We start from the raw sequence: 12668 nt of genomic DNA, 5'->3' as shown, positions 1-12668 counted from the left end.
TTCATATGGAACTCAGGACTTGGCGTAGCAGACCCATCCCGTGTTCGCCTATCCACTCAAAAAGTCCAAAATAGCTTGCTACTGGTGTGGCGAGTAGGAGTGCTAGCGATGTGAACGTGAGTCTAATACAGATATTGAACACTCCGAATTTGGGGTCGTTCTTCTCCTTGTTCTTGCCTGTCGTACGCACGTAGTCGAGAAGCAATTGCTCTCGCTGGTCGCCCACGTCGTCGTAGTCAGAGTAGTTGTAGAAGTCCCAGATGTCCTTTCCCGGTCGTTCATAGTCACGAGAACGAATTGCGTGTAACCCGAGACCGGCGGACACCAGCGCCGGAACCAGAACCACAACAAGAACCAGCGGGTGGAGCCCCTGATTGAATAGCGCCCCGAACGAAATGAGGAGGGCATCAACGGTGACTACGATGCCTATTTTGTTCTCTACTGTGTCACGGCGAGCTTCCTCGTCGTCATATCGCCGTCGAGCTTCCTCCAATGTTAGTTCGAGTGTCGGGAAGTCTGAAGGGGCAATAACGTCCCGTTCATCCGACTGTTCTTCTTCAGATTGCTCGCTAGAGCCGTCCGCTTCAGTATCAGTCTCTTCGACGGCGGCTTCTGTCCCATCAGCGGCGGCCCTGTCGTCGGTCATCTATCTGAGACACTTTCCGCATCGACTACATCGTTTCGTAATACTGTCATTTTCTCCGTTCGCTCGGATTCGAAACTCCGCATCGTCTCGGCAATCTGAACAGAGTGGCATCAATCAGTCAATCCTTTTACCACATCGTATGCATCGATTCGGCTCTGGGTCCTGTCTGAGGGCAGCCGTCGTCGTATTCGCCTCTTCCAAGCAATCCCTGCACAGAGCCATTTACAACTGTTTCCCACACCGACTACATCGCTTGCTGTCGCTCTTTCTACTCGTTTTGCCGTCTTGGAGCGAGACCGTCTCGGCCTCATCGAGACACTTCGAGCAGAGCGCCATTGTTAGAGCGGATTCCCACACCGGCTACATTTTGTCGTCTTGTCGAACTCTACCGTCGTGAGTTCCGCTTCGCCTTGGCACTTTGAACAGAGTGCCATCAGAACTCCCTCCCGCACCGACTGCACGTTTGCTTACCTTTCTGGTCCGTTGACGACTCCGCTTCACTTCGGCATTTAGGACATAACGCCATAGACCGTCGTTGTTTCTAACCTCGTTTAAATGTTCGCAAGGTGGAGTGAACGTACTTCCGCATTTCACCTGTTGCCATGACTTGCATTTCTATGTGGAACGCAAATCAGTGCACCCACTGGTTGGGCGGCTCATCCCGCTCAACGATGAGACGTGAGTTATCGCCCGGGATGGTGCGGAAGACATCTTCGGTGTCATCAATCGCGGTTGCTAGGTCTCCCCGTCGCGGGCCGATGATTGCATCTGGACGAAGCCGCTTGATGGTGTCCCATATCGGGAGGTCTGAGCCCCAGCAACGTCGAGCGCGAGTTCGCACGCACGGGTCGCGCCGCATGACGGCGTATAGCAGTCTGCAATACCACATCGTACGGGATTTCAATGGCTTCCTTACCGTGCCTGTCAAAGCGCGCCGGTCCCCACGGCGGGCTGTCCCACGGAAAATGAGTGACGCGGGCGAATCCGTGGTCCTTGGGATGGACAGAGATGATTCTGTCCTCGTCGAGATAGTCGGATACGCGTCCCATGAGCCCATCTTTCTGCATCTGTCCGATTCATTCGCGCCCCGAACGTTCTTGAGCAGTCGGGCGACGGACACTCATAGGTACTATCGGAATCTACTCCTCGAGAAACCGGTCCGCCAGTCGTTACTTGAAGCGCTTGCTGTGGAGATGAGTCCAATAACAAGACGCTGAGAAAATCAGGAACGTTATCTGGCCGAACGATGGCGTTCCGACGAGACCAATCAGGACCGGTCGTGCCATTGCCCAGATCATCACTGGCCCAAACAGCCGAGCAAACCCGCCGGGAAGGAATCGAAGTAGGTTCCAGACCGCCTGGAAGTGTCCTTTCGCGGCCTCTCGAGCCGGGTCGTTCTCCCTATTCGCCGTCATCGTCCCCCTCCTCTCGAGGATCGTTGATCAGTTCCCAGAGTGCAGTGTTGTCGTGCAATTTCTTCGCGTAGCCGGCCACTCCATACATCTTGAGCCGCTCATGGACCTTGTAGCGGGGAATCTCCGTTTGATCGACGATGTAGCCTTGCGTGCAGCGCCCCTCTGCGAGCATATCGAGGATCGTATTGTCGATTTCGTCGAGTTCCATGTCTTCTAGGTCAGTAGCTCCCATCATATTATCCTACGGATTTGCCCACTATGATAGTTAAGATCCATAGTACGAACTTGTTCGCATGCTTTAGCAAGAATCGTAAGATTAATAATCGTAAGAATTGTAGGAAGATACGTACATGACAATAGATGATAGCGGAGACGACGAGACCGAAGAGGTAACGAGCACGCAGCGGAAGGCACGCCGAGGGTTCCAGAACACTCGAGAGATCATGCACTCGGCCCCCGTTCGGCGAGCGGTTGTGACCGTCGTCGTAGCAAATCTCACCGTTGGGACCGCAATGGCACAGGCCAGCGAGGCCGCGGGAATGATGTGTCAGAGCGGCCTCGGTGAACTCATCGGCCTCGGCCTCGGTGCTGCGGTCGTTCTACTGCTCCTGCTCGCCGCGTTCCGCGGGACGATGGCCTTCAAGGACCTCGGCCAAGGCCGGTCGGAGAAGAAACGTGAAGGCCGCGAGAAGATGATGGGCGCGGGGATCACTGCGGTCGGGGCGTTCTTCCCTGCCATCTTCGGGATGGCACTCGACCGCGTTGGGATCGGTGCATTCTCGTGTATCGAATGGAGCGGAATCATCGGTATGACCGTGACAGTTGCTCCGTTCTGACGGGACGATTCAGATGAGACTATTTGATGTTTTCACGCATGTCACACCGTCGAGCGGCAAGTATCGTTTTGATCCTGCTCGTGATGTCGGCGATCGCACCTTCGGGTGCGGTCGCACAAAACGAGTCAGAAAACGTCACACTCGGCGACTCGCGATATACAAACGAGTCGTTTGGCAACACGGGCGACACGCTCGGAAACGAATCCGCGGGGAACCTCTCAGAAGGCAACAGCAGCGACGACGACGGTGGTCTACTGGGCGGAACGTTCAATCCCTTTTCGTGGATGAACGGAGTGCTCGAGTGGGCGCTAAACATGGGAACTGGTGCCGTGACTGCTGGGTTGACCCATCTCAATTCGGCGATCTCAAATGTCCCAGCGCCGGGATCCCACGACAATCCGAGTTCATGGACGAACCCGCAAAACGGCTGGTGGCCGGGGATCTACGAAATGACGCTGTGGACGACCGGCCTCGGCGTCGTCTTCGTCGGCGGCGCCGCAACGATGGCGTTCCGGCACAACGATCCGTACCTGCGGCGCCAGAAGCTACGACAAGCCGGCGTCGCACTCGTGATGATTATCCTGACGTGGCAAGTCGCGCCGTTTGCCCTGCATTTCGGCGCGCAGGCATCGGCTGCGTTTACCCCGCCCGCGGACCACCTCCTTTCGACGCCGAACGGCCTCGGAAAACTCCTCTCGGGCGGGATACTGGCGCTAATCCTCCTCTACGGATATATTGGGATCGTCGTCGTCGGACTGTTCGCGATCGTCGCGCAGTTTGTCTTGCTGCATATGTGCGTCGCGTTCTGGCCGGTCGCATGGGGCTGCAAAGCCTTCGGGGACGGCACAATCGCGAACCTCGGAAACTTCAATATCTGGCTGTTCGGCCTACTCATCGGCGTGAATATCGTCCAAGCGATGTTCTTACGCCTCTTGTATCTGCTCCCGTGGGAGGCAGGACTCGCAGGGCCTGTCTTCGCTCTGCTCGGGACGATCGTCGGGATTGGCTTCGTCGCGGTCTATCTTCCGTGGAGTGCGCTCAAGACGGCCGACCAAGCCGCGAGTGTCGGCCTCGGAATGTCGTCCATGAACCGGCACAAGGGCAAGAAGCACGCGCGAGCAGCAAGCGAGCGCGTCGGAGAGGTCAAAGCCAAGGTCGAGAAATGGCGCGGCGCGAATACGGACACGAACACCAAAACGACTGCCTCTGCGTCTGGAGCACCACCGTCGACCGACTCAACAGGAGTGTCGTCGCCCTCGAGCGTCAGCCGAAAGCGGAGTATCGGCCAAATGGGCTCGGCGAACCAGGACAGCACGGGCCGCTATTCTTCAACCGACCGATCTCGGGAGTCGTTTGAACAGAACCGCGGCTTCCAGTAATTCGTTTTCTCCGTTTCTTACGACGAAACCAAAAACATATCTTCCTCTATATCGTAGGGAAATCTGTGCTATGACTGGTGAAACTGATGAGAGAGACCCGTCACAACTCGCTTTACCGTACGTTGAGAGTGGGCTGAAGATCGGCGACTATCGTGCTCGAGACGTTGCGTATGGCACTCCGGGATTCTTAGCTCTCGGCGGCGCTATCGGCTCACTCACTGTGGGACTGAACGAACCGGTGCTCCCGCTCACAGCCATCGGGCTCCCGCTGTCAGTGATTGGCCCGGCGTTTGCGATGAACGCGGGTGAAACGACGACTGGACTCGATAAGATGCGCGCGCCTATCCGCAACTTCCGGCAGAAGCGCCAGCATCCGATCCCCCAAGAGGACGCGGCCGACGACCTCGTGCATGGCGTTCGGGAGATTCGGCGAGACGGCGCGGCTATCATGAACGACGGCCGGATGGTTGGACTTCTCCGACTCGAGTCCCGGAACTCCGACACAGAGACACAGAGCGAGCTGCAGACGGTTCTCTCGGCGCTCTCGACGCGGATCGATGAGACACTCGAGCACGGCTTTCGCTACTACAGCACTACTACCGAGTTCGATCCCTCGGAAGTGGTCGGCAAGTACCGGGATGCAGCGTTCTCTGAGCGGCTCGCAGGCGACGACTGGGCCGAAGCCAGAGAACTCCTACACGACGTCTCGGATTGGTACGAGGGACGCGAGGCGCCGCGCTGGGACGCGAAACAGTGGCGTCATTACGTCGTCGTCTCGGTTGGTAGCGAGGACGTCGATACGACCGGTCTCGATATGTCGGCGTCCGTCCTAGACGGTATCAAAGAAGTGTTCGGCTCGGGTTCCGACGCTGGCGTAGATGAGGAAGAATGGTACAGTCGGATGTCTGCGGCGCTTGAGAGCCGCCTCGAGCGTGTTTCAACAGTCTTTGGCGCTGTCCCTGGCGTGGAGGTCGAACGTGTTGGACCTGCCGAGAACGCGCTCCTCCACTCGCGCTATTGGAGCGGCATTGAACACAATTTCGAGAACGTCAAAGACATCCGCCAGGGGCGGCTTGAAGAGATTCTATCTGCTCCGAGTTACGACGTCACCGACGAGTATGTCCGTGTCGGCGAGCAGTACTGTAAGACGTTCTGGGTAAGCGAGTGGCCGGTCAGTCCTGATCCGGGATTCCTCCGTGGTCTCACCACAATGAACGGCGTTGATGTCGATATCACGCTCCGAGCACGTGCACGCGACAAAGAGGACACGGAGTACGAACTCAAACACGAAATCGCAAACATAGACGCGGATATTGAGGAACTCGAGGAAAACACAGACATCGAGTCGATTGTTGTTGGCGATGATATGGAATCCTACGTTCAGGCATACAAAGTCCTCCATAACACGTCCGTTCGGCCGTGGGACCTCAACGGCTACATCACCGTTCGTGCTGGTACTCGCGAGGCGCTTGAGCGGGCAGAGACGACGATCGCGAACGGCGTGGGGTCGGACGATATTGATCTCGACATCGAAAAGCGTCGGGCGCTCGAGGACAGCTGCGAGGACGTCCGTGATGTTGCGGAGTCTACTCCCGCGAGCCTCACGTTACTCTCGCCGGACACACGGCAGCGTGATCTCTACGTCTCCGGGAGTCCGACTGCTCCGGACAAGTACGACGAGGTCTCTCATCGCGACCGCTACACGATGGTCCTCGGTGGGACTATCGGTGCCGCGTTCCCCGGGCTCGCGGCCGAGATTCGACACGAGGACGGCGTTGAGTGGGGCCGCAAGTTACAGGATGGGAGCGAGGTCTCTGCCAACCCGTTCGGCGTCGGAGGCCCCGGACACGCGCTCTTTATCGGCGACTCCGGGTCCGGGAAGACGTTCAGTACTCTCCAGAAGATTATTCGCTGGTACCTGGCAGACGACGACCGTACGGTTGTGCTGTGCGATACCTTCGGCGACTTCGAGGGCATTACTGAACTCCTGAACGGCACACACGTCGTCCTCGGTGGCAAGGACTCGATCAACCCGCTCCACCTCTCAAAGACTCCTGAGCGGCTTCGGGACTCCGGAGTTGACGCGTTCGGTATGAAGATAGACGGCGTCAATGCGTTCATCAGTGGCGTCCTTCGCGAACAGGGCGTTGACGCCGGCGAGTACACGACGCTGATCAAGGAGTCGGCATATGAGACTTACCGGAAGGCAGGGATCAAGCCGGACGACTACTCGACGCACGGCCTCGAGAGTCCGACGATGAGCGACTATATCGATACCCTCAGAGAGATCGCGAACAATCCAGAGGGGCCGGCGCTGTCCGAGTCCTCGATGGAGGTTGACGAGATCGAGAGTAACGCCGCGACCCTACTCCGCAAACTCTCAGGGTTCCAAGACGGCCGCGAGTACGCCGAACTCGCCGGAAAAGGCAGTGCCGAGATCACGGCCGGCAGCGTGAACTATCTGGATTTGCAGCAGATGGAAAACGAGGGCGCCGTCGGCAAGTCCGTCATGCTCCAGCTGATGCTCGATCGCGTTTACGAGGCCGTCCAGAATGCGCCCGGCGAGACGCTGTTCCTAATCGACGAAGCTCACTATCTGCTCCACTCCGAGGAGACTGTCGAATGGCTGCAGCGGGCGGCCCGTCACTGGAGACACTACAACGCGGGAGTCTGGTATGCGAGTCAGTCGCCGAGTGAGTTCGTCTCTGGCCCGGACGATGAGGACGGCCACAAAGACACGATCCGTAAGCAGGCGACGACAATCCAATTCACTCAGACCGACATCGAAAAAGAGACTGCTGACCTCTTTGACCTGAACGATCAACAGTACGAGTTCATCAGGAAGCGTGCGACTCGAGGTGACTCGGGACAGGGCTTTTCAGAGGCACTAATCGACTTTAACTCGGTAGAGGGATGGCTCCGCACTCGAATCCGAGCGTCGGACTTCGAGACAGCGCTACTTACCTATGACCCGGACGATCCGATCGACCTCGAGGAGCACATTCGCGCCGAGTATGGGGAGGTGACGGCGTAATGTCGCTCCTTTCTCGGCTGTTCGGTGACAATGCCTCCGATCCGAATCCATCGAACTACTCCTCGACGAAGCTCTCTAGAGACTACACACAGACCGCTGACGAGACGCCTGGCGTTCTCCTGCAGATACAGCCACACGCCGAGAATCAGGGCATGGTCGACGCTGCGGGACTCTTACAATCAGTCCACGACGTGACGACCAACTTCCGCGGCAAGAACACAAGCGACCATCACTCGTTCGAACTCTGGTTCGACGGGGAGCGCATTCGGTTCTTCATGCACGCGGCGACCGAGGGAGCGGCCGACAAGTTCCGCCGGCGCGTCGGGAATAACTACGCCAACAGTGCCGTTTTCGAGGCCGGTGGAGAAGGCTTCCCACCGCTCGAGGCCGAGAATTACGTCGCCGGGGCGCGTCTGAGCCTTGCACGACACTACTACTATCCGATTCACCATTTCAGGGACGGCGAGGGCTTCGAGCGCGATCCCTACGGCGAGATCACCAGCGAAATGCTCTCAACGGAAGACTCCACCGTCATTGTGCAAGTCGCGTTCCGCCCGGAACCGGCGAATTGGGCCGACGGCGGATTGCGTGGAGAGTCCGTTGACGACGTCGCCGAGAGCCTTCGCGATGGACACGTGAAGGGATGGATCAATCCCCGCGTTCGCGAGGCCTCGAGCAAAGAGAAACAGTCGGCGAAGATCGTCGAGCAACAGCGCGGGCAACAGGCCTTTAGCACGAATATCCGCGTGCTCGCCGCCTCTCCGAACCAGACCGAGGCAGAGGCTCGAGCGAGGGGCGTCGCCGGGATGTTCGTCAAGTACTACAACGCGACGACGGAGCAGGGATTTACCGCTGAGTCGGTCAAGAACGCCCGCAAGCTGATTGACGACGTCCACTCGAGGGCGTGGGACGATCGAGATATGATCTTGACCGTCGACGAACTGGCGAGTGCCGCTCACATCCCGAACGAGGAGATCGAGACGCCACGGATTGATTGGAAGCACACGCAAGAGGGCGCACGTGTCCCCGCAGATTCTAACCGGAGTGATCAGCGATGAAGCTGTTTGGATCGAGTGGCAGCGACGACAGTGACGAAAGCGAGGACGTCCCGGACGACGAGACGACCGTCACGGGAGAGACCTACGATATCACGACGGCCGGCCGCGAGTGGATCGGCGGCGTCGAGGCCGTCACCGAGACCGAAGCGGAGGGCGTCGTTGCCGGCCCTGACGTCCGGAAGATTCTCGAGGAAGGCCACAGCAACCCGCGCAAGGATCTGTGGGTCGGCTACACTGAGGATCCACAAGAAGGGTTCCGCGAGGCCGGGATTCCGTTCGACTCGCTCTTTCAACACCTCTGGGTGGCCGGAGTGAGTGGTGCAGGCAAGACGACCGAACTCCTGAATTGGATGATCCAACTCGCGTACTCCGGGCACGGGTTCGTCTACTTCGATCCCAAGGGCAAGGACTCGAGAGAGTTACTCCGCAAACTCCCTGAGGATAGGCTCGACGACGTCGTTTGGATTGAGCCAGGGACCGAGCGAGACCGGGAGATTGGGTTGAACTTGCTCGAAGTGCCGGCCACAGACAGCGAGGTCGAACTCGAGACGGCGATCGAGAACCGACTCGAGAACCTGAAAGCAGCGCTGGCAGCGAAGGGGGAACTCCACGCGACGATGGAATCAGTCACGGAGTCGATGGGGCGAGCAATGATGAAGGCGAACGCAGACCCCGACGCGCCTGACTACGGCGTTATCGACTTCTACTTCATCTTACTGAACGCGGAGCGTCGGGAGGAGTTCGTCGAGGAGTGTCCAGACCCATACATCCGCGAGTTCCTCGAGCAGATCGCCGAAATGGACGACGAGCAACTCCGACCGCTACTGAAGCGAGTGAAAGCGTGGGTCGAGAATGGCGTCGTTCGGCGGATTATTGCCCGGCGAGAGTCGACGATCGACTGGCGCGACCTAATCGACGAGGACCGGATTGTTATCGTCCGTACGCCCGTTGAGAGTACTGACGTCAAGCGGCTGACCACGCTCGCCGTGATGCGAGGGATTTGGTCGGCCGTGCAGAACCGCTCCTATGAGACGATGGGCGACCCAGATCCGTACTTCGTGTTCGCGGACGAGTTCGACGATATCGCTAGTGAGCAACTGGACATCAAGTCCATGCTCGCTCGAGCGCGGTCCATGCGACTCTCCGTAACCGCGGCGGTGCAGTATCCCTCCCAACTCTCGGAAGAGGTACTGAAACCAATCAAGAACAACGCCGATAACCTCGTGACGTTCGTCGCCAACGACGCTGATGACGCGAGGATCCTCACGGACCGATTCAAAGGCTATGGCCCGGAGGACTTGATTGAGACGGAGAAGTACAAGGTCTGGACCCGACTCCCAACGGTCGATGGAGAGTACTCGAGGCCGCTGAAACTCTCCACGTTCGCCCCGTACCCGCCGCTACGGGGGAAGGACGCCGTCGAGGACATCATCGAGGATAGCCTCGAGCAGTATGGCGACGAGCCATTGACTGACGAGCAGATTCAACGTGAACTCCCATACGGTGGGCTAGCGGAGTCAGGCGTCGACCTCCTTACTAACGAGAGCACGCAGGAGGACGTCGCAAAGGCCGTCCATGACGCCGCACTCCGGTCGGACAGGGACGACCTCTCGATCCCACTCGAGGAGTGCGAGGACGCGATCAGGGACGTGCTCCCGGCACACGACGAGACCCGGACAGACAGCCGAGAACGTCTCTGGCGGAACGTCCTCCAACCAATCCCGGACTCCATGCTCTCCGAGAGCGAACGCGAGGGCACGCTGTGGCTGACTGTTGGCGACGAGACGGTCTCATCCATCCAGGACGTCGGCGACGACGAGAGCGCCGGCGGTGGCCTGCATTCGCTCGTCTTGAGGGACGTGTATCCTGCACTCAACGACCTCGGTCTCAACGTGACGATCGCCGAGCAAGGCGAGGGCGACAAGTCCCTTCCCGACGGTGTCGCCGATCCCACTCCGCTGCTCGAGGTCGACAGTGACGCCGATCCCGTCGCAATCGCCGAGGCACTCGAGGAGTTCAAGGAGAGCCATCCGACCGTTGACGCGCTCACCGGCGGGCGGGAGGCCGTCCTCGAGGCCGAGAAAAGTACAGGGTCGACGAAACAGGGCCAGACTGTTCGGAACCTCGCGAGTGCGTTCAGCGAGGGCAAGAAGAGTCTGTTCCTCTGCCGGGACGACGTCGCTGATAACATCTGGCGGACCCTCGCCGAAGAGCCACGAGGCGCCCGTGAGAGACACGATGTTTCCGGCGAAACCCGGTTCTACAACCTTCGACCCTTGGGAATCGACGGGGAAAGAGTGTATCGCGACGGCGCTCGAGAGGACGTCTGGGTCCGAGACGAGTCGACCGGCGAGATCATCCTCCGAGACAGTGCCGGAGAAGAGCACGCTCGGTTCCCTGATGCCGAGTCCGTATTCGAAGACGTCAACCGCTATCCGGCTGCCGGCGACGAGGCCACCGACGACATGCGGACAATCAAGACACCGATCATCCCGGAGGTCGAGTTCAACGGCGAGGTTCCCGTACCTGGAGAGGACTGGTTCATCGTCCTTGTCCCCACGACCGGCGAGGACGAGACCCTCGCTGTCGACGACCTCGAGGTCTACATTGATGGGATGTCCGTGCCGCTCTCGTCACTCGGGGTTAACGACGATCGCGACGTCCAGGACGACAGTGATCCGGAGCCGACCAACAAGGCCGACGACGACCAGGACGACGGCGGGACGCTCGATAAGTTGGTCGGCCAGCTCGACTAACGGTCTCTTTTCAATCGTCTCTCCGGTCTGCTAAACGAGTTGGACTACTCTTCGATGAATGGCCCGCCTTCTCTACTTGTCCTCCGGTATATCTACCGATCGGTAATCAACGCCGTTACTCATGTGTACAGCGTGTCATAGAAGGCTTCTCGTCCCCGTCGAAGTGATAGATACAGGCGAAGTAGGTAACAGAATTTCGATTTATTTCACTAATAAATATTAGAAATAATGCAGTAAATAAGTTAGTAAGGTTGGTCAGGTTGGCCGTCGGGCGTGTGGAAAACCTCCTTCTCAGGATTATCCTCGGCAAGTATCCACTCACCATTGGCCACAAGTGACGTGAACTCATCAATATCATACTTATACACCATTCCAGGCGATGGTCCCACGAGAGTCACTTCTTGGTTTGAGATTTGGATTTCATAGAACATCGGTTCGTCACTGGATTGTGGGCCCAGTACACCGTTCCATTCCTCTATTTCCTCCAGCTCAGGTGTGTTAACCATACCGCTTTTTTCTGGTTGGTTCTTTAAAGTCTTATCTGGTTCTACTGACCTTCTTCTGTATGCCATTCTTTTCGTTCCACTTCGACTAAAATATCCATTCACTATGCAGGATCTATCCAACAGCCTATTCGACGATCTTTTGGTGAAAATAACCCCTTGAGGACAGTTCTATGACACGCTCCATGTTTAGCCTTTTCAGTCACTTTTCGTTCGCTTCGACCTGCCGCTTCTCCAGTTCCTTAGCGACCTCCTCGCTGATAATCGTTCGTAGCTCGTCGTCAAGAGCGGTCCGAACGACGTCTTTCAGTTGACTCACTTCGTCCTCGAGGCTGTCGATCCGATCGTTCAGTCCCTCAATCGTCTGAGGGCGGTCCTCCCGTCCCTCCACCTTGTCGATCCTCTCCAGGAGGTCGGCGCCGGCGTCGGTCAGCTCCCAGACGATCGCGTCTTTGCCACCGTGGCTAACGTCCCTCCGACCGACCTCAACGATTAGGCCCTCCTCCTCGAGCCACCGGAAATGATATCGCGTGCTACCCTCCGGAATCGCGGCCTCAGTCGAGCGCTTGACTGTCGCCGTATCACCCTCGCCGCCAACGGCACGGATCGCCTCGAGGATCGATCGGCGAGTATCGCCCAGCCGGTCGTGGACATCCTCGATCGAGTCCGGTCTCTCGCTTTGCTTAGATTCATTCATAGTAACGATAACGAACCAGAGGACAATAGAATTATCGTCTTTTATCGTTCCAAGCGAATACATAGAGCGGATTGGACCAACCACCGGGAGGATAGGCCGGCTGGCCAGGGAAAGAGAGACTTATCAACTACTCGAGCTAGAGTCCCAAGTCAACAGAACGGGTTTCTCGAGAAGGGCGTTGCTCTGTTTTGTGTCAATAGATGATAACGTTAGTGTACTTGGTTGTCGAGTGGGGACAACCACAATACATCGCTCGAGCAAATCTCCAAACTCGAGCAAATCTCCAAACTCGAGCAAATCTCCAAACTCGAGCAAATCTCCAAACTCGAGCAAATCTCCAAACT

General features: G+C 57.8%; 9 protein-coding genes. 5 read left to right on the top strand and 4 right to left on the bottom strand.

Going from position 1 to position 12668, the window contains the following annotated elements:
- Position 1: 1 nt before the first annotated feature.
- Together EH209_RS23075 and EH209_RS23070 are read right to left on the bottom strand one after the other, a co-directional pair.
- Entirely contained in the window at positions 2-646 is a 645-nt protein-coding gene (locus tag EH209_RS23075) for a hypothetical protein (protein ID WP_126665152.1), read from the bottom strand.
- A 1401-nt stretch (positions 647-2047) separates the two neighbouring features.
- On the bottom strand, positions 2048-2293 hold the full coding sequence (locus tag EH209_RS23070) for an ArsR family transcriptional regulator (protein WP_126665151.1): 246 nt from the start codon (positions 2291-2293) through the stop codon (positions 2048-2050).
- Positions 2294-2411: 118 nt separating this feature from the next.
- On the opposite strand from EH209_RS23070, the gene EH209_RS23065 reads away from it, so the two are divergent.
- From EH209_RS23065 to EH209_RS23045, 5 genes are all read left to right on the top strand, one after another.
- Complete coding sequence (locus EH209_RS23065) at positions 2412-2897, top strand: hypothetical protein (protein WP_126665150.1); 486 nt, start codon at positions 2412-2414, stop codon at positions 2895-2897.
- A gap of 26 nt (positions 2898-2923) precedes the next feature.
- Positions 2924-4276, top strand: coding sequence for a hypothetical protein (locus tag EH209_RS23060; RefSeq protein ID WP_126665149.1), 1353 nt, complete (start codon positions 2924-2926; stop codon positions 4274-4276).
- Positions 4277-4346: 70 nt separating this feature from the next.
- On the top strand, positions 4347-7310 hold the full coding sequence (locus tag EH209_RS23055) for a VirB4 family type IV secretion system protein (protein ID WP_126665148.1): 2964 nt from the start codon (positions 4347-4349) through the stop codon (positions 7308-7310).
- Positions 7310-8368 (top strand): hypothetical protein, encoded by a 1059-nt coding sequence (locus EH209_RS23050; RefSeq protein WP_126665147.1) that lies wholly within the window; start codon positions 7310-7312, stop codon positions 8366-8368. Before EH209_RS23055 ends, EH209_RS23050 begins: the two co-directional genes overlap by 1 nt.
- Entirely contained in the window at positions 8365-11124 is a 2760-nt protein-coding gene (locus tag EH209_RS23045) for a type IV secretory system conjugative DNA transfer family protein (RefSeq protein ID WP_126665146.1), read from the top strand. The genes EH209_RS23050 and EH209_RS23045 overlap by 4 nt, the downstream gene beginning before the upstream one ends.
- Before the next feature lie 242 nt (positions 11125-11366).
- On the opposite strand, the gene EH209_RS23040 is transcribed toward EH209_RS23045, so the two are convergent.
- A complete protein-coding gene (locus tag EH209_RS23040) occupies positions 11367-11696 on the bottom strand; it encodes a hypothetical protein (RefSeq protein ID WP_164722115.1) in 330 nt (109 codons plus the stop codon).
- Positions 11697-11829: 133 nt separating this feature from the next.
- On the bottom strand, positions 11830-12408 hold the full coding sequence (locus tag EH209_RS23035) for a hypothetical protein (protein ID WP_126665144.1): 579 nt from the start codon (positions 12406-12408) through the stop codon (positions 11830-11832).
- Between the last annotated feature and the right edge of the window lie 260 nt (positions 12409-12668).

Source organism: Haloterrigena salifodinae (assembly GCF_003977755.1).
GTDB lineage: Archaea > Halobacteriota > Halobacteria > Halobacteriales > Natrialbaceae > Haloterrigena > Haloterrigena salifodinae.
The sequence above is the reverse complement of the archived record's forward strand: the minus strand, read 5'-3'. Positions and strand labels throughout refer to the sequence as shown.